Here is a 21,704-nt window from a genome sequence, read left to right on the forward strand (position 1 = left end):
TTCAGCCGGAACATCCCGCCAGCTCACGCTCTTGCACAGCACGTAAACGATGCCTCTCAGCGCAGCGCGGTCATCCGCCGGCAACCGCCCGGGATACCGATGCCGTCTGGGCGGACGAGCAGGTAACAGCGGAGCCACTCGTTCCCACAGGTCATCAGGCACAAGATCAGCGGACACATGACAGATCCTGCCGACACAACACCCAACTGCCAAGCCCCACAGCGAACTTCATTCTGAAACGATCAGTTACTGCCCACGCATCTGATGGGCCCGGTGTTGGTGAGAAGCGGCGGAACACGTCGATGCGCTGTGCTTCACGGAACGGGCCGGTCATCATCGGATACCGCCTCACGCCAGGCCCTACGAACCCGTTGCCACGACCGGAGGACATCAGGCAACTGCTCCAGGATGCCTCCGACAGCGAACAGGAGTCGAACCGGTGGGGAGGCAGGCTCAGTTCGACCACGCCGTGCGTGGTTACTCACTCTGTTGGCGTGATGTCGTGGCTGACAAGACGAGCCAGGAGACACGCTCGACCAGCTCGTACGGGACGTCGAGCATGGAAGCATACGGAACCAACAGGGCCCCTCGGTTGCCGGTGTGATGAGTGAGATCACCACGCCAACGACGAGGGGCCCTGCCCTGTCACGCCCCCGCCCACCGGGTCGTTTCCCCTGCGGGGCAGGATGAAAGAGGCTCAGTATCGACGGTCGGTGACCAGGACGTAGGTGCGTGCGGCGCCGTAGCGCTGTTTCGCCACCGTGTCGGTGGTCAGCACGTCGACGGCGTAGACATCGCCGGGCTTCTCCTGAGGCCAGCCGTCGAAGGCGAGGTTGAGGTCGAGGCGGTCACCGGGGTTCAGCCGGGCGGTCAGTGTCCTGCCTGCCGACTCCGCGTCACGCCCGATGCCCACCCGGTCGAAAGGCGTGCCCCCGGGCAGGGTGAGGTACGGGATCCCATGCTCCTCAGCGGCCTGTTCGAGCTCGGGGACGCGCTGGGGGCGTCCCTTTCCGTCGTCCAACTTCACGGGACGCAGGGTGATCCGGGCCTGGAGGGGGCAGCGGTCGGTGACCGGGACCATGAGCATGATCGGGACGTCGGCCCGGATGCCGACCGGCTTGGGCACGATGGTCATGTTGCCCTGGCCGTGGCGGCGGTCGCAGGACGGGTCGAGGTAGTTGCCGACGAGGGGGCCGCCGTCCTGAGGGGTGCTCGGTGTGGAGTCGAAATCCGCCTCGGCGAAGACGTTGACGCCGAGACAGACATGGCCGCCGTTCGTGGCCATCTGCTCGATGGTGGGGGACCACAGGCCGCTGCTCTGGACCACCTGCATGGGCTGTGGGTCGGTGGGATCGGAGTGCGGGGGCAGGGTGGCGGCCGAGGCGCCGGTGAAACCGGGAAGAACCGACCCTCCCGGCCCGACCCCGCCGGCAGTGAACTCGCAGACCCAGGCTTGGAAGTTGAGGAAGTGCCGCTCCCGCTCCGGGTCGGTGTTGCGCACCCTCACCAGGAAGTAGTAGTCGTCTCCCACGGTCGCCCGCCGGTTCCACGGGCGTGCCTCCCAGCTCGCCGGGTCAGCGATCAGCCCCGGCGCGTCGCCTACGGTGGCCAGTCGGATGTCGGGGCAAAGCCACAGAGGCACGCCCGACGGGATGGGAGGGCGGACGCCGGTGTCGCCGGGTCCGTACGCGAGGAGCAGCCCCTGTGTTTTGGTGGTCGGGTTGAGACAGGCCATGGCAGGTCCTTTCGGGTGTGGGCGCGCTGACGGAGGCGGCCGGTCAGCGTGCGCGGTACAGGATTTGGAAGCCGGTGAGGAAGACGTTGTCCGCGGCGACCGCACCGTCGAGGCGGGCGAGTACGAAGTACGAGGACTCGGCGTCGATCACGTCGATGCCGCCGCCTCCGGAGGGGCTCTTGGACTCGTCGAAGAGGCGGTCGGCCGCCTGCCCCCGCACGAGGATCCGCACGATCGGCATCTGGCCTTGGCCGTCGAGGTCCTGGCGCATCAGGTCCAGCCGCAGCACCCCAGCCCCGGTGTTGTTGCCGAGGGCCCGGAATGCGGCGATCCGCCCCCCGGGCGGCAGGGCCACCGGCACGGCGCCTGAGGCGCTCGCGGCCCCGGCCTGCTTACGGGCGGTACCGGGGCTGGAGACGTCCCAGCCCGGCGTGCCGACCGAGGTGAGGACGGGCGCCACGTTCACCGCGCGTTCCAACTCCACCCCCTGAGCCAGGGAGTTGAGACTGTTGGTGACGTCGTCGAAGCGGGCGCCGATCGTGTCCAGGTCGGCCTCGAGCATCTGGAAGCGGATGTTGAAGCCGTTGTCCCCGCCGGCCGACACCTGGTCGACGGCGTCGGTCCAGGGCTTGTGGTGGAACAGGCGTTGAAAGGAGATGGAGAAGGCCATCACTCACCTTCCTGTGAGGTCCGGCTCCGCGGGCGGACCCGCTGGCGGTAGGTGGGATAGGTGTAGGCGGGAAACACGTCCAGGAGTCCGGCCCGCAGCTCCACGACATGCGCCCGCAGTGTGCGGGTGTCGATCTCGACGCCGATCGGGTGCAGTTCGTTGAGGACGTTCATGACGAGGTCGTACTGGTCCTTGCGGACGACGACGGGCGTGCCCGCCGCTTCCGCCTGACGCAGGTGCGGATGGAGTTCGATGCGCAGTCGGAAGGGAGCGCGGTCCGCGGTGTGGTGGTCGGCGGTGAGGAGCAGTGGCCCTGGGCGGCTTGGCCGGAGCAGGACGGCCGGGGTGCCCAACGCATCCAGCCGGGCCTCGGCGTCCGCGAGCGGGCGCAGGGTCCAGCGCAGTCGCTCACCGGCTCCTGTGCCCAGCGACCAGTAGGCGCTGATGCCGGTGTGGGGAGCCGCCGGGTCGAGCACGCCGACGGCGTCGGCGCCTCCGCGTGTGTCGTCCGCCCGGGTCACCACGTAGACGTGCGCGGCTCCGGTCGCGAGCGCCACAGGCGTGCCGACACAGCTCACCGACGCGCCCGTCGGGGGCGCTGAACCGTCGGCCGCCCGGCGCAGGACGCGGGCCGCGGAGGGGTCGGCGATGTAGAGGCCCGGGCCCGTGGGGTCGCCGACGACGGCCGTCGGCGTGGAGCCGACTCCGGGCACCCTCGTCAGGTCTCCGGTGGCCGGATTGTGAACGCACAGTGCCCTGTTGCCGGGGACGGTGACGTAGACACGGCCGCCCTTGACCGCGATGCCCGCGGGTGGGCCCGGCAGCCCGACCGTGGCAAAGAGGGCGAGGCCGGGCAGGGACGCGCCGACGAGGGTCGCGTCCGCGAGCGCCAGCCAGGCCGTCGTCCCGTCGGGCGAGAGCGCCAGGGCGACAGGCGGCGCGGGCAGCGGGACGGAACCGACAAGAGCCGTACCGTCGGACAGAGCCAGCCGGTCGGTCAGCGCTACGACGACCAGAGGCGCCGTGGGGCTGTGCGCCAGCGCCACCGGTTCGGCGGGCAGGGACACCGTGGCGCGGACCGACTCGGCTGCGGGGTCCGGGCCGAGGGACAGGACCGTGAGCGTCGTGCCCGAACGGTCCGCGCTGTAGGCGGTGGTGGCGTCCGGCGACACGGCGACGTCGACCGGACGCCAGCCGGACTTGACCGCCTTCTCGACGGCGCCGCCGGGCCCGAGCACGGAGACGGTGTCCGTGCCCGGGTTCGCGACCACGAGCCGCGCGCCCGCTGTCGCCGCCGCGCACGGCAGTGCCCGCGGGCGGACCCGGAAGACGGCCGTCCCGTTCTCCGGCACGACGGCGGGACCCTCCACCCGCACCGGATCGCCCGTCAGGTGGGCGATGCGCAAGGCGGATCCGGTGTGCGCCACATGGCCGAGACCGGCGGCGTGCGCCAGGGCGCCCATCCGGTCCAGGGCGACGGAGCAGCTCCCGCGTTCGACGGTGACAGCCCGTCCGATGGTCTCCAGGCCGCTGCCGTCGGGCCGCCACCCCGAGGTCAACCGGGGCCGTCCGGTGGCTCCTTCGGCTGCAAGGGTCTCCAGCCAGGCTGACAGGGCGTCCGCCAGAGCGGGATGCATACGGCGGGACGCCACGTCCGTGACCGTGAGCCGGGAGTCGTCCATGGTGACCAGCTGGGAGGGCGCGACGCGTGGGTCGGACAGGGCGGCCAGAACCGGCTCCGGGGTGTCCAGCCCACCGTCCGCCGCGATCGAGCGGTCCGCCGCCAGGGACGCCACGCCGATCTCTACGGGGCGCGCGGCGGTGAAAGTCCGTGAGCCCATGCGGACGTCGGCCTGGAGCAGCAGGCGGCCCGGGTGACCGGCCCGCATCGCGGCGGAGGGGCCGGTCCAGGGCCCGTTGACCGGGGCTCCCGAAGCGTCGAGGAAGTCCCCTCTGCCCTCTCCGGTGCGGACCACGGACCAGCGCACGGTGGCACCCGGATGTGGGCGCGGATCGAGCGTGACGTCGGCGGTCTCCGCCACCACAGTGTCCGCGCAGTGCCGCTGGGCAGCGGCCGAACTCCTGGGGACGAGCAGGATGTCGTATGCATCAGTCGAGGCGACCGATGCATAGACGTGGCCCAGATTGCGCACCCAACTGAAACCCGCCTGCTGTGCCATAGCCGCGAGACGGGCCGCCGGCACACTGTCGTGATCGAGCGTCAGCGCCCGGCCCACTGCCCGTAGATCGCCGGCCGCCGGGTCGTGGCCGGAACGGACCCGGAGCGCGCCTGTGGCCCCCTCCGCCGAAAGCCGGTCGAGCAGCGCGAGGAGGGCCCGCCGGGTGCCGACCCGCATACGCGGCGGCGTGCCGGGGGAGCCCGGGAAGGACACGCGGGGCGAGGCGGGGACGGTGACCAGCACGGACGTATCGAAGTTACGGTCGTCCGCGACGGAGCCGGATGCCTCGCTCTCGGGGTGGCCTCGTCGGCCGAGCGCGTCGACCGAACTGCCGGTCGGCACGTGCTCCACGGTGACCGTGATCGGCAGCGAGCCGCTCGCCGCGGCCGGATCGGCGTCCTCGACGGTGAAGGGTTCCAAAACGCCCAGCACCGGGCCGGCCGCCGTGTTCACCGCGGTCTGCAGACCCTCCGGAGTGGGCAGCGTCCACCGGCGGAAGACCGTCAGGCGGCGACGGTAGCTCGCGTCGCTCTCGCCGAGCACCGGGTGGAACGAGGTGAGAGCCCTGTCGCAGATCCGCACTTCGTCGACGGAGCCGTGCCACACGGCGGACGGCGCGGTGTCGGAGCGGCCGATGCGCAGTGGTGCCGTTGTGGTGAGTGAGGTCAGGGCACCGAGCGGCGCGACGCCGCGCATCACCCCGTCGACGTGCAGTCGCGCCTGCCCGGCGGCCCGGTCGACGACCCCAGCGAGGTGCTGGAAGCGGCCGGTCGCCAAGGAGAGGTCGGCGAACAGCACGACCTGCCGTGTGCCGTCGGCGACCAGAAAGCGGACGTTGCGGTCGATGCCCCGGCCGAAGCCGCCCACCGACAGCGCCCAGCCCGCCTTGGCCGGGGACGACAGGTCGGCGTGCTTCGACAGGACGGCCCCCTCCCAGGTGCCGGAATCGGGCCGGATCAAGCACTCCACGGTCAGGCTCGCCCCGGCCGGCAGCGTTAGGTCCGGATGATGGGCGATCCTGATCTCGGCGGGGAGATCGCCGAATCCGGCCCCCGTGCCGAAGCGGCCTGGAACCCCGAGCACCGCGCCCGACACGGTTCCGTGAAGCCCCGTTCCGCCGTACAGCGCCGCCGCGTCGGCGACGCGGTCGCTGCCGAGCGGCTCGTCGAGGTGGTACAGGGCGATGGTGCCGGGCTCGTCACCGTGCGGCAGGGGAGGGAACCTCGGCACGCTGAGGTCGCCGCCGATGCGGTCCAGAGTGACGCCACTCGCCCGCCCGACCGTGCGGATCCCCCGCAACAACCGGGCGTGGGCCGCCAGGAGGTCGCGCTCCGCGCCCAGCACCCAGCACAGTGCGGCCAGATCGCCCAGCAGCGCGGTGACCGTCCACGCGTCGGCGACGGTGGCTCCGGCGAGCGGCGGATCCACACTGAGGGTGGTCAGCCGGGCGGCGGCACGGGCGTCCTCGGGCAGCGGGACCAGGAACGACCCGCCCGGCAGTACCCCGTCCGGCAGGCCCACCAGCACAGTGCGGCTCATCGCGCCGATGTCGTAGGCGATGGTGAGGGTACGGGCCCCGGGCACCGGGGCGAGGGCGCGCACGACGTAGCGGGGTACCGGATCGGTGCCGAAGGCCGCGCTGTGTTCCGTGAAGGCGTACGGCTCGAACTCCGCCCGGCCGGGCGTGGCGCCGGCCCGGAAGACCAACTCCCACCGGTCGGCGCCGCGCGCGAAGGGCGTCGTCAGATGCGCGGCCATGCGTGTGTCGGCCGCGACGAGGCGTTGCCGCGCAGAGCTCATCGGGCGGTCACCTCCATGTCCAGGAGTTCGCCGTCCACCCGGAACACCGCGATCTCGGTCGGCCCGAGCGCGAGGTTCTCCCCGACCCCGACCTCCACCACCTCGCTCTGGAAGGGCACGGCGCCGAGGGTGAGCCGCCCGAAGGCCGGCGGATTGCGGCGCAGCCGCAGGTCCTGCACGTCGAGCACGCCGGGCTGCTCGGTGAACGCCCGCATGACCTGCGAGAACAGCACGGCCTCGCCCAGCCGGTGGCGGCCGATGTCCGCTGCGAGCCGCTGGGTCAGCGCCGCCCGCAGCACCTGGGGATCCTGACCGGCGTCGATCGTGACCCGGGCCCGCACCCCGATCTCGATGTGGTCGGCCGGCACGATCCGAGGATGGACGCCGACCGGCCGCAGCCGCTCCACCTCGTCCGCCACCCGCTCCCGCACACCGCGCACCGGACCGTCGGTCCGCCAGGGCAGGGCGGCGTCGTGAGCCACCACGACGTCGAAGAAGTACGGCTCCCCGAAGCGACGTTCGCCGAGGAAGACCCGCTGGTCGAAGGCGAACAGGCCGAAGTGACTCTGCGTCACGTCCACCCCGCCCAGCGGGTCCGACAGCAGCACGTCCAAAACTCCCCGCACCCGCAGCACGGCCGCTTTCACCGCCTCGCGCGTCCACATCGTGCGCGGCGTCCCGAGGAGCAGAGCCCGGTAGGCGGTGTCGTCGACGGTCAAGTCTCCGCCGGTGAAGGGCGCCTGGTTCGTCACGGCGATCGACGTCGGCGGCAGTACCCCGGCGATCTTGACGGCATAGAGCTGATCGACGGTGGTGATCGCCGCGGCAGCGACATCGCCGGACGGGCCGGGCAGATCGGCGACGGCCGGGACGTCCACCACCGGCCGGTCGGCGCCGAGCCGTACGACGTCGTCCGTGCGGAAGGTGAGGACCGGCGCGGAGCCGGTGAGCAGCACCGTGCCTTGCGGCAGGGTGTAGGCGCGGTCCGGCAACGGCTGGTCGACGGTGAGGCGCACCACGCCGCGTGCCGACGCGAAGGGGCGGGGAATACCGAGGTCCTCGCCGAGCCGGTCCAGATCGGCGCCGGTCGCGGTGGAGACGAAGGAGCTGTAGTAGAGGTCTTCCAGGCGGCCCCACAGCAACGCGTCCTCGTCCGCGGTGATCTGGAGGATCTTGCCGAGCACGCCGGAGGCCGACAGATCGGCGTCCGGGCCGAACACGGCGCGGGCACGGCCGATGGCGTCCCCGAGGATCTCGTCGAAGGGCTTGGGGACGAACCCGCCCTCCGTGACGCCGTAAGCGGTCACGGCCCCACCTCGACGCCGAGCGCCGTCGCCGTGCCGTCCACGGTGACCAGCCGTACCTCCGCGGCCCAGGCGTCGCGGCGCCCCGCCTCGGCCGCGGGCCGGACCAGCACGTCGCTCACCTCCCGCACGCGCGGGTCGGTGCCGACGGCCCGCACCAGGTTCAGCCGCAGCACGTCCCGCGCGGCGCCGGCCGACGCGGGCGGCCCGGTGAACAGGGCGCGCACGTCCAGGCCGTAGCGGGTGTCGTACCGGTCGCTGCCCAGGGGTGTCAGGACCCGGTTCCGCAGGGACTGCGCGAGGGCGTCGAGGCCGGTGATCAGGACCAGGTCTCGGCCGTCGAACACGAGGTCCCCGGCGTGGACCTCGAGATCCGTTCCCAGCGTCATGGGCCCTCCCCCTCCGTTCGTCGTGGTCACCGGGCGTCCAGCAGTCGCTGTCCTGTTGAGACGACCTGGAATTTGCCCTGGTCCGTGGTTCCCTGCACGGTGTCCAGGACGACGGGTGAACCGGCCACCCGCAGCGCCGTGGACGTGCCCCCGGTCACTGACATCACCTTGGCGCACGGCTTGGGAGCGGCAAGACACAGGACCGTCGCGGCGAGCAGATCGCCGACCACCAGGACCGGTGCGCCGCCGGCCGTCAGCCGCTGCTGCGAGGCGGTCACGAGCAGCGTGCCGCCGTGCTGGCACATGAGCTGCGCCGAGGAGTTGAGCACCTTGGGCATCACGTCACCTCCACGGACTGCGCGTGCAGCGTGATCCGGGATCCGGAGAGGGTGATGGACGCCTGGCCGTTGCCGAGGACGATGTCCTTGCCGGCGGTGGTGACGTTCACCGCGCCGTCGGCCGCGACGGTGATCGTCGTGCCCTTCTCATGGCTGATGACCAGGGTCAGCTCGTCCGGAACCTCGGGGCGGCTCCCGACCTCCGGGAGCTGCTGTTCGGCGACCATGATGGACAGGCCGCGCGCCTGGAGCACCCGCCGACCCATGCTGTCCGTCAGGTCGTTGACGCCCTTGCCCGCCGGCCGGCCGTCACGGACCTCCGTGGGCAGGCACAGCCAGTAGTCGCCCTGCTCGGCGGCGGGCGGACGGTGGCCCGCCGCACCCGACCAGACGAACCCGGAGACCACGGCGTCGTCCACTGCTCCCCGATTGTGCGCTAGCACGGCCCGCATGCCCGGGTAGACGGGCACGACGAGCCCGCAGCGGTCCCAGGCGAACGGGGCCGCGACCGGGCGGTCGTGCAGATGCGGCGGGTCGTCCTGCAGCGGGTCGTCCACCACCGGCGCGGACGCGTCCGAGGCGGGCGGCTGACCGTAGGCGAGGGTCGCTCGCTGTCCGGGATCGTCGGATCCCGGGCGGGTGGCGACGACGTCCCCGATGTCCACGGCCGGACGGTCGGCGAGCGTCGTACGGACCATCCCGCGGAACAGGTCACCGACCCCGGCCGCCCCGGTCCGCCGGCCGTCCGCGCCCGGCAACTCGGGCGCGGCCACCAGATCGCAGACGTACCCGGAGTCCTTGCCGAAGCGATGCCGCACATACGCCAGCCGCAGCGGGACCGGCTCGGGAGCCCCTGCCGACGCGAGGAGCACCGTGCCTCCCGCGCGCAGCGCCGGGTCGCCCAGCACGGTCAGCTGATGCCCCCGCACCGCCCCCGCCGCGGAGTCGGGCTCGTCGTCCGTCCTGCCCTGCCGGACGATATTGGTCCCGGGCTCGAGCAGCACCGGGGGCCCGTCGGCAACGGCGGTACCCAGCAGCGCCCTTGCGTCCCGGACGACCAGGTCGACTCCCGCGGCGGCGGCGACCTCGCCCAGCGCGGACAGCGACGTCGTGGTACGTACGGCGGGGTCGGGGCGCGTGCCGGTCACGCCGCCGTCCACCACGGTGACCCCGGCCCGCTCGCCGATGCTCAGGGCGAGTTCGGCAAGGGGCGTGTCGCCCGACCTGCCGAAGTGGAACGGCTTGCGCAGCAGGCGGTGGCCGGCGAGTCCCTGCCCGTGCACCTCGGTGAGCAGTTCGCCGTCGTCCGACACCCGGGCCCGCACCGACGTCACCGCACCCAGCAGCACGGGCGCGGAGTGCTGGTCGGGCCGGTCGAGATAGCCGAGCCGGATGTCGACGAGGAGGGGGCCGGCCGAGGCGGACCGGCGGTGCCGGAGCGCCAACCGTTCGCCGTGCTCCAAGGGGAGGTCGTACAGCACGACCGTGAACTGTTCGGCGTGCGGCCCGCTCCATGAGGTGACGGTGACGTCCGCTTCGACGGCGAACTCGCCGCTGACGGCGTCGTTCGACACACGCAGCGACGGTGCCGCGTTCTCCGCGTCCAGGAAGGCCACGCGGTACCAGATCACGAAACCCATCGCGGGGCCACCCCTCCCACGATCCGCGAGCCGTGCGCGCCCGCGCCGTTGAGGTTGCGCGGATGCACCCTGACCGAGGTGAACACCAGCGCCAGCCCGCCGACCTCGTACTCCAGGCCCGGCACCACCTTGCGGCGCAGCAGCGGCACCGCCCCGCCGGCGCCCTCACGCTGTACTCCGATCACGAGGAAGGCTCCGTCCTGCGGCAGTTCGAGCGGGTCGGGGGAGTCGAGCAGGGCGTCGTCCACGACAGTCACGTACGCCTCGATCCGGTAGACGCGGTCGCCGAGCGCGAGCCGGAAGGACTGCGGGAAGCCTTCGTCTGCGTCGATCGGCAGCTGGAGGTAGTCGTCGCACACGCCGCTCACCCCGCCGCTCGCAGCGGGACCGAGGGGACCCGCGGCAAGGGGGATCCGGCCGCGGGCGCGGACACCAGTGGCACCCCTGCGGCCAGGGCGATGTCGGCGGCCTCCCCGATCAGGAGGGTGGTACTGCTGCGCGGCACGTGCTGCAGCGACATCGACAGATCCAGCGCCGCCCGCCGCTGTGTGCTCTGGGTGAACCGCAGTTCGGTGATCTGCATGTCCAGGCTGACGGTCAGCCCGCACACGACCGGGATGCCGGACAGCCTGAGTTTCGGCGCCGCAGCTGCCGCCAGCACCCGGGACACCAGTGCGAGAACCTCCAGTTCCTTCTTGATGCGCAGCCGGTCCGCGCCGAGGAGCACCGCCTCCAGGGAGATCGTCTTCCGGGTGGGCGCGAGGGCCTGCGAGAACGGGCTGTCGGCGATGCGCCTGACCTCGTAGCCCTCCGAGATCGTGATGCTCTGCACGTAGAGGAGCGGCACACTGCCGATGAGGACGGGGGGATTGGGGGCCGGTGTCATGGGGCGCCTCCCTTGTCGACGCGCTTGCCGCCCCGGTACACGAGGATTTCCGGGGTCTCGTCCGCCGCGATCTCGAAGGTGATCTCGGGGTAGCGGGCGCTGAGTTGTTCCAATGCGCCGCCGTGGGCCCGGCAGGAGGAGCACACGGGCTGGTCCACGCGCATCCAGACGGTGCCGCCTGCCCGGTCCCGGGGCGTGAGGCGGGACAGATCCCGGTCGAGTTGCTGGGCCAGAAGGACCTCCGCGTCTTGCACAGAGCGGGGGGTGACGCTCAGACCGATGGGCACCTTGACCCGGGCCCCGGGGTCGTACTTGTCCAGATCTTCGAGCGGGCCACCCGCACGGAGTTCGGCAGGGAGCCGGTCGAAGGTATCGGGAGACGCGGCTTGGTAGAACCTGTGACGGAGCGGGGCGATGTTCGTACGCGAGACGCCCAGAGTGCCGCCCTGCCCGGCCCTCTGCTTGCGGGTCGGGACGACGGGCTCGGGCCGGCGCCGATCCTTGGACCGCGACCGCGACCGCTTGCGCCGCCCGGTCTGCAAGTGGTCGCGCCGGAGCTCGTCGGTTCGCTCGCGCACGGCGACGAGGTCGCGGTTCAAGCGCTCGTGCATGGCCCGATTGGACGGCGGCTGGACCAGATAGGGGCGCCTTTGGCCGCCGAGTTTCTCGTCGAGCCTGGCCGTCGCGACCGAGTCGCCCTGCTTTTCGAGCTCCAGGAGCGTTGGCGTCGAGGCATTCTCGTACCTGGACAGCCGGGCACCGGCATCCGGATCATGGACTGCTGCCTTGCGCAACTCGATGAGCGGAGCTCTGCGCTCCGCGCCCGCGGGCGTGTTCACCGGCCGCGCAAGCCGCGGTCGGACCAACTGGTAGGCCTCCCGTTCGCCCTTGGCGAGCCGGTCCAACAGTCGTTGGTAATCGGCCGGATCCGTGACCGTCGTCCGCAAGCGGTACAGCAGCGCCACGAAGTCCTTGAACGCGTCCATGTTCTTGGCCTGACGCCGGAAGACCGTCACCAGCAAATCCGCCCCGGAGTCGTCGAGCAGTTGACGGGCCAACGGCGACTTCGCCAGGGAGAGCAGGCGCACCCCGGCGCCGAGTTCACGGAGCTGCTCCGGGCGCAGCCGCCCGGCGAACTCCAGGAGCACCGGGAGTTCCCCGGCCGGGATGCCGTCCAGGTAGGGCAGGAGCCTGCCCCGGGGCCAGCCCGTCTCCAGCACTCGGTGCAGGCCGCGCGCCATCTCGGGCGTGACGGCCGCCGACCCGCCCGCCTTGCGCTCGACCAGAGCCGCCAGCTCCAGCCCGTCCCGCAGGAAACGGGTGACCCGGCCCTCGTCGGACGCGCGCAGCAGGACCCGGGCGGTCACGCCCACGGGGGCGCGTTCGGCGAGCCCGGCGGCCTCGGCGGCGTAGACGTCGGGAAGAGTCCGGAGCAGACGCGCGGCCTCGGTGCCGTCGGGCAGCTTGGCGGCGTCGGCCAGGAGCAAGAGCAGGGCCTCCAGGCGGTCGATCCGGACCGCGCCTTCGGCCGCGCGCTCGGCCAGCTTCGCCCCCCTCAACCCCTGTACCAGGGCGATGAGTTCCCGGCTCCGTCCGGCCGTCGCGGCACCGACCACGCGGATCTCCTCCAGGCCTACGAAGGCGGAGAGGACCTCCAGCGCCAGCAGCGCGCGCAGCCTGCGCCCCAGGGACGCGGTGATCGGAGCGCCGGTGGGGCGGGTGCCGTACGGCAGCCCCAGCCGCTCCGCCAACTCCAGGCCGGCCAACGCCGTCCACACCGTCGTCCCCATGCGCCGGGTCACCTCCGCGACCTTGAGGAGCGCCACGGGATCGGGCGGCATCGCCGTGGCCCGGAGCATGATGTCGGCGGCGCGGGCCAGTTGTGGTACGGCCGTGGCGAGCACGACGGGCAGCAGGGGGAGGTCCTTGAAGGAGGCGACCGTGCCCCGCAGCCAGTCCCAGCCGGTCTCGCCCAGTTCGGTGAGCTTCGTCAGCGTCGAGGGGGACGAGAGCATCTCCTGGAGCAGATCCTGGAGGAATCGAGGGCCGGGCCGCCGCGCCGGCCGCAGCTCGCCGAGTGTGACCAGGAGCGTGAACACGGGCTTGTCGAACCGCGTGAACAACCGCTCGTACAGGCCCTCGTGACGCAGGACCGCGAACATCGCCTCGACTTCGGAGAGCGAGCGTGCCGACGCGACCAGCTCGGTGATGGCCGCGCCCGTCTGCGCGGGGTCACCGAAAACGGTGTCCTGAAATCGCGTCAGCCGGATGAGGTGGCCGGCCCGTTCCTGCCAGCCGAGCGTCGCGAACACGCGCCGGTCCATCATCGAGAGCCGGTCCACGACGGCGGGGTCGTCCTCCGGAGCGTCCAGCCAGCCGCGGGCCGCCCGGGCCGCCATCGCCGCCGTCACGCGGTCCTGCGGGGTGGTCTCGGCAAGCAGACGTTCGGCGCGCTCCGCCGACCACCGCGTTCCGGGGGCCTCCTGCAGGACCGGGTACAGCCGTCCGCCCGTCGGCCCGCGTCCGCCCAGCCCCACGGCCACGACGTGGTAGGCGCCCGCCCGGAAGACGGAGTACCCGGACCCCACGCCGTGCGCGGCCACACCGGGCGGCAGCCGCAGGCCCTCCGCGCCCTCTCCCCAACCGCCGAACGACGCGATGGTCAACGGGGCGTCCAGGGCGGTCACGGTGAAACGCCCGGGCAGCGACCTCGCCTCCAGCACCGCGAACCCGCGGGCGCCGAAGAGGTACTCGCCCCATTCGAGGGCGCGGGCGAGGCTCGCCGTCTCCACCGTCGCACCGCCGGCCCGGGCCCAGAACGGCCCCCACGCCGTGGGGTTGATGACCGGCACCGGCGGCAGCATGCCTTCCGGGCGCAGCACATCGCCCTGGGACGTCGTGAGCCGCGGGCCGACCTCGGCAGCGCTCGGCCCGGAGAAAGCGAGCGGCGCGGGCGTCGGGTCGGCCGGGACCGGGGCGTGCCGGGCGGCGCGGTGCTCGGCGAGGGCCCGGTCGACGCCGCGCCGTACCGCCGCACGGATTTGCACTTCGTCGGCCGGGGCGGCGGCGCTCGGCCGCACGGGGGAGGTCACCGCTGCTCGCCGCCTTCCCCAGGGGTGCCGGGATCCTGGCGCGCGGCCCGGTCGGCGGAGGACGGGTACAGGTCCGGGAGCTCGCGCAGTTCGAAGTGCATGAAGTCCCGCGTGGTGCGCTCGTGCGAGCCGAGCCAGCGCAGCCCGCGCGGGCCCGGTGCCGTCAGCGCCGCGACGATCCGGTCCGGGATGCTCAGGAAGCCGTGCGCGGCGATCTGCCCGAGCGTCGGCGAGGCGGAGGTCGGACCGATCCTGACGGGCTGTCCGTCGCGCATCACCCGCGCGCCGGTCCGGTCGTGCCGGAACGTGGCCTCGAAGGTCAGCACCATCCGGATCAGCAGCTCGACGGTGCTGCGCCTGTGCTCCCACTTTGTGAACGGCTCCGGCCCCAGGAACGGCGAGGGCGGGAAGAGGAGGCGGACCAATTCGTCGTGCCGGACACCATGCGGGGCGCGCCGTGCCCGCCGGCCCGTGGGACCGCCGTAGGCCCAGCGCACCGAGGGCCCCTCCGCGGCGGCCGCCCGTACCGCGGCCAGCAGTCCGGGCGGGCCGACGGACGCCGGCGGGCCGGCACGGCGGGCGGCAACCTCCCACACGCCCGCCTCCAGGCTCGCCTCGTCACGGAAGACGTCGGTGAGGCGGCTGCTTCCCCGGCTCTGCGCGCGGGCCTCCGCGAGCGCCCGGTCGGGCTCCTGCCCCAGAAGTGCGGCGATGATCGCGTCCAGACCGCGCCCGGCGTCCGGGCTTGGGGAGAGCACATCGATCCCGGTGACATCGCGCACGAACTCCGCAGGAAATCCTGGAATGTTGGGGCTCAGCGTCGGATTGATGTCCACTGCCGCGCCGAAGCTGTGCCAGGACAGGGCGAGCGGGTTGTTCCGGTTGGAGCGGATGCGCAGGGTGCCCACCGAGGTGATCAGGGGCAGCAGTTCCCGGCGTTCGGCCGCCGTGAGCGTGGCCTCGGCGGCCTGGAGACGCCAGGCCAGCTCCCGATGCACGAGCAGGCCCGGATGCCCGAAGACCGAGATCCGCGTCAGGGGACTGGCGCTGCCCGGCCAGTAGTACTCCTCGGCGTGGCGCAATGCCCGGGCCGTGCCGTGCTCCAGCGCACCGAAGGCCACGAGGAAGCCCGGGCGCAGGGCGCGGTAGCCCTCGAATCCGCCCTCGAAGTGATTCTGCATCGCGCTGCCGAAGTGCGTCCATTCGGCGGCGGCGTCCTGGGCCGGGTCCGCGCCCAGCGCCGTGTCACGGCTCGTCAGCAGGGAGTCCAGGACGCGGCGCAGGACCTCGGCCGGTTCGCCGCCGCGCGCGTCGAGCACCTGGAGGGCCCGGACGAGGTACGGCTCGTACAGCCAGGCGGGCGCGTTCTTCCTGCGCCCGGTGCGCGGGGAGGACACCTGGCGCGTGACATGCGGCCAGATGCCGGAGGCGGCTGTGCTGCCCGCCGCCGGGGTGAGCCCGAGGAGCAGGGCCTCCGTCGCCGTCTCCACTGCCGTGGGCGGGACCGGTGGCCGCAACTCCCTGTCCAGGAGACGGAATCGGCTCGTCCGGATCCGTATGCCGCCGCCGATGTCGGTGTTCGGATCCGGTACGGCGCCCGAGGCGTCGTCCGCGGCATCGGAGGGGGCGTCGGCATCGGTGGACAGTGGCCCGAAGTCTTGGCCGGGGAGCTGCTCGTCGGCCTGGCGGAGGCGCAGCAGCACCGAGCGCCGTACGGCCTCCTCCAGCTGCCGCAGCCGCTCGTCGTCGAGCCGGCCGACGACCCGGACCCGGACGGGCACGCAGCACACGAGCCGCTCCATGGTTCCTCCTCCCTTCTCAGGCGGTGCCGCGCAGGGTGGCGTCCAGCTCGTCGAAGACGTACTGGGCGATGCGGTGCAGCTCGTCGCCGTCCAGCCGCCCGACGATCTCGATGTGCACGGGGAACCGGTAGGTGACGCCGGTGGCCTCGTCGAAGCGTGTGTCGTCGTCGCGTCCCGGCGGCGGGAGCGGTCCCTCGGTCGCCTCCGTCATGGTCAGTCATCGATTCCCGGTTGCAGGCACATGCAGGTGAAGGTGGCCGCGGGCGCCCCGTCGATCACCACATTGCTCGGGTTGGCCGAGGTCATCACGCAGCGGGTGAACTTCATCGCCGTGAAGGACCAGTCCTGGCCGTTGCGCTGGGCGACGCCGATGTCGAACTCGGCACCGCTGAGGGCGAGTTCGGTGAGGTCGGCGACGACACTGCCAATGGCCTGGACGGTCATGGTGAACGTGAACGTCTGCGGCTGGCGCACATAGCCGACGTTGTCCGCCTCGATGCTGTGGATCACCGTGTGCGGCACGTTGAAGGTCGGGGTGAACTGGGAGATGGGGCTGATGAGCTGCGTGCCGAGGCGCACTTCCAGTCGGGTGTTCCAGTTGCCCATCCGATCCCCCTAGGCGAATTTCAGGTCGATGGAGATCCGGTGCATGGCGCCCGCGTAGTCGACCGACACCAGCACCTTCGCCAGACGCTCCGTCTGGGCCTTGTCGATCTCGCCGCGCTGCTCCTTGCTGAGCGTCGCGGGATCCGCGTCCAGCAGACGCAGCAGCGGGATGGTGACGACGTAGCCCTCGATCACCTCGTCCGCCACGAGCGGGCCGAGGACCGAGTCCATCTGCAGGACGAGGGAGCGCAGGCCCGAGCGGCTGATGCGCAGGGTGCCGACGGCCTTGATGAGCCGGGCCTTGAGCCGGAAGGACACGTCGTCGACGGTGCGTACGACGTCGATGTACTTGCTGCCGTTCGGGTTACCGGTGTAGCCCTCCCCGAGGTGCACGCCCGCCCCGGGCAGGAGCGGAGGGTCCACCAGCCAGTTGACGCCCTGCCCGGCCGGCGGGGTGCTGTCCGTCTCCGCGCCGTTGATCTTGTCGATCTCCGCCGCCGTGAAGGAACCCGACGTGACACCGACGGGCTTGAGGACCATCGAGACACTCGGGCCGTGACCGGCGATCACCGCGGCCACGGCCGCGGCCACGTCGTCCGCGCTCTTGTGAGCGACGTAGACCATACGGTCCACGGCGAGTTTGCCCTGCACCACGGAGGGGTCGGCGCTGTCCCGGGCCAGCATGGCGACACCCATGCGCTCCTTGCCGTCACCGTTCTGGGAGACGGCCTTCACATGGGCGGCCAGCTTGCCGATGGACCCGTCGTCCTTCCCGGAGTCGGCGTCGAGGGAGGTCCCGGCCACCACCACGAACTGGACGTTCAGGTCCTCGACGGCGGCCAGCGCGCCGGTGACGTCCGCCCCCGCCTTGACCCCCCAGACCTGACTCGGACCGGGAGCCTGCTCGAACGCGACGTGCAGGGCCTTGGTGAGAGCGGACACCTTGGGGCCCCCGAACCTGGCGGTGGCGTCCGTGGGGCTGGTGACCTGCACCGGCACGCCGTCCGTGCCGTTGGCCGCCTCCCCGACGATCGCCAGGTTCCCGGTCGGACGGACGACGGGCGCGAACATGTCCACGACCGGATTGACACGGACGTACCTGACAGGCATGGGCACTCCTCAGGGATCCTGGAAGACGGCGAGGACGTTCTGGCGGGCGAAGAACGCCGAGAGCTGTTCCCGGCTCGGACCGCCCGGCGGCAGCCCGGCCGACGAGAACACCAGCAGCGGAGCGAGCGGCGCCCGCGCCTCGGCGTCCGCCGGACCCTGGCGCCGGTAGGCGAGGGCGTGTTCCGCCGTGTGCAGCAGTGTCCGTACGTCGCGCAGGGCCGCCGTGGTGTCCACCGTGTCGCGAATCAGCACCGCCAGCCGCAGCGGGAAGCGTCTGCGGTGGGCGGGGTCGTCGGGGTCGAACGCGGGCAGCGGGCGCAGCTTGACCTCGCCGAGCAGATGACGGAAGGCACGCCGCAGATCCTCGGCGGTGCGCAGCCCGTGCTCAGCCATGAACGCGTCCAAGTCGAACGGGCGGAACCGGTCGCGGAACTCCTCCAGCGTGCCGAACTCCTCCAGCGGGGCGATACGGAACGACTCCACCTCACCCGGGTCGACGACGAGCACCAGGGTCACCGCGAGCTCGGCGTCGAGGTCGATCCAGACCGGGCCGGCGGCCTCGCTCCCCTCGTACCGGACATCGGTGCGCCGGTGGTCCGGGAGTGTCTGCGTCCAGCTGCCGGTCAGCAACCGCGCCGGAAAGACGGGATGTTGGCACTCGGTCTGCAGGACCTGCACGTCCGCCACGTCGTGGATCGCCGCGAAGGGCAGGTCGTACACCTCCGCGAACAGCGTCCGCAGCCGCTGGTCGTCGCCCGCCGGGAACACGAGGTCCCGCAGGGCGGCTGGATCGGACAGCCGCACCAGCGTCGCGTCCACGAACGGACTCAAGGTTCCCCCTCGGACATGGGTGGTCACGCCACACCTCACTGGGCGGCATCCCACTACGGCGCCAGGGCCCGGCCTATTGGGGAACTCCCTCGGTTCCGGACGATTTCCAAGCGGATCATCTCCCGTGCCTGTCGCGCCGTGCGCCGGCCCGCTCGCACGGGAGGACGCTTGGGCCCCGACGGAATCCACGGTTTCGTTCCGCCCCCGATACGCCCGTCGTACGACGTGCTCCGCCCGCCACGACCGACGCGATCCCATCCTGTCGCGTATCAGAGAACTCCCTATGTCTCACTGGGAGTTGCCGTACCGCCTCGGAACCGCGAACCTGCCCGACCCGGCACCTGGATCACGCCCGGCGGGGCAGTCTGGGGCGTCGAAGTACGGCCACTGGGTGGTCGCCGGGGGGGAGCATGGGGGCGTCATGAACGAGCCGACGGTGTACCGGACGTCCACAGCCCGCGACGAGCTGAGCGTTCCCGTGGGCAGGGACGGGGAGCGCGCCCTCATCGACGGCCTGCTCGACACGCTGCCCGGACAGGGAGCCGCCCTGCTGCTGGCCGGCGACCCCGGCATCGGCAAGAGCGCGCTGCTCGACTACGCGGCCCGGCGCAGCCGCGCCCGGGTCCTGCGTGCCTGCGGAGTGGAGGCGGAGGTCGCCCTGCCGTACAGCGTCCTCAGCGATCTGCTCCTGCCCTTGCGGACGCACTTCGCCGACCTGCCGCCGTGCCAGTGCCGGGCGCTGGAGGCGTCCTTGGCGCTGGCGGACGCCGCGGTCGAGCCCAACCCCTACGCCGTCTGCGCAGGAACACTCGGCGTGCTCTCCGCCGTGGGCGAGGCGGAACCTCTCGTCCTCATCGTCGACGACGTGCAGTGGGTGGACCCCGCATCGCGACAGGTGCTGCAGTTCGTGGCCCGCCGTCTGGCGACCGAACGGGTGGCTTTGGTCATGGCCGTACGAGGCGAACCGCACGCGACGCAGGCCTGGGACGGGGTCCCGAGCACGACACTGGAGCCGCTCCCCGAGAGGGACTCCTGGGCGGTGCTGCGGGCGGGCGGCCTGACGGAGACGGACCCCGAGGCGGCCCGCCTGGTCGGCCTCGCCCAGGGCAACCCCCTGGTCCTGGTCGAGTACGCGGCGGCGTTGCGCCGGGCGCGTGGCAGCGGGGCGGAGAACGGGCCCGAGGTCTGGAACACGCCCGGCCCGCTGCTGGAGGGAGCCTGGCGGGGTGCCCTGCGCTCGCTGCCGCGCCGGACCCGCAGAGCGCTGGCTTACGTGGCAGCAAGCCGTACGCCGGAACTCACCGTACTGGAAGGGGCGTTGGTCGCCGACGGCCTGGACCTCGAGGCCCTCGACGCGGCCGAGGAGGCAGGACTCTTGGTGATCCGGGACGACGGCTGTCGGCTGCGCCATCCAGTGCTGCGGCCCCTCGTGCTTCGCAGCTGCACCACGGCACTGCGGCTGCGGGTCCACCGGTGCCTGGCCGAACAGTCGACGGGCGAACTGCGCACCTGGTACCTGGCCGCGGCCGTGCCCGGACCCGACGAAGAGGTCGCGCTGCGGCTGGTCGCCGAGGCGGAACAGGCCCGTGGACGCGGAGCACTCTCCGTCGCCGCCCATGCCTGGCACCGGGCGGCCGAGCTGTCGCCCGACGCCGTGGACGCGGCGCGCCGCCTGGCCGAGGCAGCTCACGACGCCCTGTACTCGGGCGGCGCCCGGGACGCGGTCGCCTGGTGCGAACAGTCCCTGCGGCGGAGCCGCGACCCGCGGCTCACGGCCGACGTCGAGCTGCTGCGCGGACAGGCCTGCACCTGGCTCGGTCAGCCCGACAGGGCCCACCGGCTGCTGGTCGCCGCGGCCCGCACGGTCGAAACCGTGGACCCCGTCCGCGCCGCCGTGCTCTACGGTGCCGCCGCCGTGCCGGCCACGATGGACGGCTGCCTCGACCGGGCCGTCGACGTCACCGCGCGCGGGCAGGAACTGGCCGACACCCAGGGCTTCGCCACGTCCACCACCAGTACGTCGGCAACGCACCGTCGGCTGGCGACCGTGATGCGGGCCAAGGTGCTCGCCCTGCGCGGCGACGTCTACGAGGCACGCCTGATGCTGCTCAAGGTCCGGGATGAGCTGGATGGCGATCCGGGCCTGGAGGAGCGGCAGTTGGCCGTCGAGATCGGGCAGGGCCTGGTGTGGACCGACGACCTGGAGGACGCACGGCAGCTGCTGGGCGGGGTGATCGCCAGGGCCCGCCGGGATGCCGTTCCCGCACTGCTGCCCTTCGCCCTGGCGAGCTGCTGCGAGCTGGAGTCACGCGGCCGCTGGCAGGTTGCCCGCGCCGACGGGACCGAAGCGCTGCGCTGGGCGCGGGAGTTCGGGCACACGGCCCTGGCCGGCCATGCCTACCTCCTGCTCGCTCGGCTGGACGCGCTGCGCGGGGACCGCGCCGGCTGTGAGGCGCACGTCGCCCGCTATGAACGGCAGTGCGGCCAGCGGATCCGCGGCCTGCGTATGTCCGCCCGGGCGGCCCTCGGCTCCGCCGCACTGGCCGACGGTGACCCGGAAGGCTGCCGCACCCACCTCGAGGAGGCCTTCGCCCAGGCCCGCGACATGGGGCTCGGCAACCCCAACCTGCTGTCGTACGTGGCGGACCTGGTGGAGGCCCACGCTCGCACCGGGAACCGGGACAGGGCCACCGAATTGACGCATTGGCTCGCCGAGACCGCCGAGGAGACCGACCTCCTCTGGCCGAGAGCGGCCCATGCCCGATGCCGGCTGCTGCTCGCCGAGTCGGCGGACGAGGCCGAGCGATGGCTGGCGACGGCCGAACAGGCCTTCGCCCACGGCGACATGCCCTTCGAACTGGCCCGAATACGACTGGCGGCAGGTGTCGCCCTGCGCCGCCACCGTAGGCCGGCCGCCGCCCGGGAGCCGCTGCGGGCCGCCCAGCACAGCTTCACCGACCTGGGCGCCCGGCCGTGGATCGCACTCGCGGCGAGGGAGGCGGCTGCGACCGGCGGACGTCCGACGGGGCGCCCCGAGCCCGACCGACGACCCGTCCTGGCGGAACTGCTCACAGCCCAGGAACTGCAGGTCGCCAGGATCATCGGCGCAGGCATGAGCAACGTCGAGGCCGCCGCGGCCCTGTTCCTGTCACGCAAGACGATCGAGGCCCACCTCACCCGCGTCTACCGCAAACTCGGCATCCGCTCACGCTCCGAACTGGCCCGCTGTCTCACCCTGGCAGGAGTGGTGCGGTGATCGCGGGAGCTGGGTGCGGATGCGGGTACGGGGTGGACAAGCGAGGCGGGGTGGAGACGCGAGGG

Annotated in this window: 17 protein-coding genes; 1 reads left to right on the top strand and 16 read right to left on the bottom strand. The window is 72.3% G+C overall.

Features of this window, described 5'->3' with window-relative positions; genetic code table 11:
• The 16 genes from ACZ7M7_RS43360 to ACZ7M7_RS43435 form a co-directional block, all read right to left on the bottom strand.
• Positions 1 to 177: transposase (locus tag ACZ7M7_RS43360; RefSeq protein ID WP_472127283.1), on the bottom strand; the 177-nt coding region annotated here is incomplete at its 3' end.
• A gap of 520 nt (positions 178 to 697) precedes the next feature.
• Positions 698 to 1,735: a hypothetical protein gene (locus ACZ7M7_RS43365; protein ID WP_472127222.1), complete on the bottom strand. Its 1,038-nt coding sequence runs from the start codon at positions 1,733 to 1,735 to the stop codon at positions 698 to 700.
• Positions 1,736 to 1,778: 43 nt separating this feature from the next.
• Positions 1,779 to 2,405, bottom strand: a complete 627-nt coding sequence (locus ACZ7M7_RS43370; RefSeq protein WP_472127223.1) for a hypothetical protein — start codon at positions 2,403 to 2,405, stop codon at positions 1,779 to 1,781.
• Positions 2,405 to 6,385 (bottom strand): LamG-like jellyroll fold domain-containing protein, encoded by a 3,981-nt coding sequence (locus ACZ7M7_RS43375; protein ID WP_472127225.1) that lies wholly within the window; start codon positions 6,383 to 6,385, stop codon positions 2,405 to 2,407. Before ACZ7M7_RS43375 ends, ACZ7M7_RS43370 begins: the two co-directional genes overlap by 1 nt.
• Entirely contained in the window at positions 6,382 to 7,692 is a 1,311-nt protein-coding gene (locus ACZ7M7_RS43380; RefSeq protein ID WP_472127226.1) for a baseplate J/gp47 family protein, read from the bottom strand. Before ACZ7M7_RS43380 ends, ACZ7M7_RS43375 begins: the two co-directional genes overlap by 4 nt.
• Positions 7,689 to 8,078 carry a GPW/gp25 family protein gene (locus ACZ7M7_RS43385; protein ID WP_472127228.1) on the bottom strand — a complete coding sequence of 130 codons (390 nt, stop codon included), beginning with the start codon at positions 8,076 to 8,078 and terminating at the stop codon, positions 7,689 to 7,691. The genes ACZ7M7_RS43380 and ACZ7M7_RS43385 overlap by 4 nt, the downstream gene beginning before the upstream one ends.
• Before the next feature lie 26 nt (positions 8,079 to 8,104).
• Positions 8,105 to 8,416: a hypothetical protein gene (locus ACZ7M7_RS43390; RefSeq protein ID WP_472127229.1), complete on the bottom strand. Its 312-nt coding sequence runs from the start codon at positions 8,414 to 8,416 to the stop codon at positions 8,105 to 8,107.
• Complete coding sequence (locus ACZ7M7_RS43395) at positions 8,416 to 10,056, bottom strand: hypothetical protein (RefSeq protein WP_472127231.1); 1,641 nt, start codon at positions 10,054 to 10,056, stop codon at positions 8,416 to 8,418. Before ACZ7M7_RS43395 ends, ACZ7M7_RS43390 begins: the two co-directional genes overlap by 1 nt.
• Positions 10,044 to 10,415, bottom strand: a complete 372-nt coding sequence (locus ACZ7M7_RS43400; protein ID WP_472127233.1) for a hypothetical protein — start codon at positions 10,413 to 10,415, stop codon at positions 10,044 to 10,046. The genes ACZ7M7_RS43395 and ACZ7M7_RS43400 overlap by 13 nt, the downstream gene beginning before the upstream one ends.
• Before the next feature lie 5 nt (positions 10,416 to 10,420).
• Positions 10,421 to 10,942 carry a hypothetical protein gene (locus ACZ7M7_RS43405; protein ID WP_472127234.1) on the bottom strand — a complete coding sequence of 174 codons (522 nt, stop codon included), beginning with the start codon at positions 10,940 to 10,942 and terminating at the stop codon, positions 10,421 to 10,423.
• Positions 10,939 to 14,034: a hypothetical protein gene (locus ACZ7M7_RS43410; RefSeq protein WP_472127236.1), complete on the bottom strand. Its 3,096-nt coding sequence runs from the start codon at positions 14,032 to 14,034 to the stop codon at positions 10,939 to 10,941. The genes ACZ7M7_RS43405 and ACZ7M7_RS43410 overlap by 4 nt, the downstream gene beginning before the upstream one ends.
• Complete coding sequence (locus ACZ7M7_RS43415; protein ID WP_472127237.1) at positions 14,031 to 15,836, bottom strand: M15 family metallopeptidase domain-containing protein; 1,806 nt, start codon at positions 15,834 to 15,836, stop codon at positions 14,031 to 14,033. The genes ACZ7M7_RS43410 and ACZ7M7_RS43415 overlap by 4 nt, the downstream gene beginning before the upstream one ends.
• A gap of 16 nt (positions 15,837 to 15,852) precedes the next feature.
• Positions 15,853 to 16,047, bottom strand: coding sequence for a hypothetical protein (locus tag ACZ7M7_RS43420; protein ID WP_472127239.1), 195 nt, complete (start codon positions 16,045 to 16,047; stop codon positions 15,853 to 15,855).
• A 2-nt stretch (positions 16,048 to 16,049) separates the two neighbouring features.
• The gene (locus ACZ7M7_RS43425; protein ID WP_472127241.1) at positions 16,050 to 16,442 is read right to left on the bottom strand and encodes a hypothetical protein; all 393 of its coding nucleotides are present in this window, start codon (positions 16,440 to 16,442) and stop codon (positions 16,050 to 16,052) included.
• Positions 16,443 to 16,451: 9 nt separating this feature from the next.
• Positions 16,452 to 17,552: a hypothetical protein gene (locus ACZ7M7_RS43430; RefSeq protein ID WP_472127243.1), complete on the bottom strand. Its 1,101-nt coding sequence runs from the start codon at positions 17,550 to 17,552 to the stop codon at positions 16,452 to 16,454.
• A 9-nt stretch (positions 17,553 to 17,561) separates the two neighbouring features.
• Entirely contained in the window at positions 17,562 to 18,383 is an 822-nt protein-coding gene (locus tag ACZ7M7_RS43435) for a hypothetical protein (RefSeq protein WP_472127244.1), read from the bottom strand.
• A gap of 421 nt (positions 18,384 to 18,804) precedes the next feature.
• On the opposite strand from ACZ7M7_RS43435, the gene ACZ7M7_RS43440 reads away from it, so the two are divergent.
• The gene (locus tag ACZ7M7_RS43440) at positions 18,805 to 21,639 is read left to right on the top strand and encodes an AAA family ATPase (RefSeq protein WP_472127246.1); all 2,835 of its coding nucleotides are present in this window, start codon (positions 18,805 to 18,807) and stop codon (positions 21,637 to 21,639) included.
• Positions 21,640 to 21,704: the final 65 nt, after the last annotated feature.

The sequence above is a fragment of the Streptomyces sp. NPDC111606 genome (assembly GCF_055656945.1).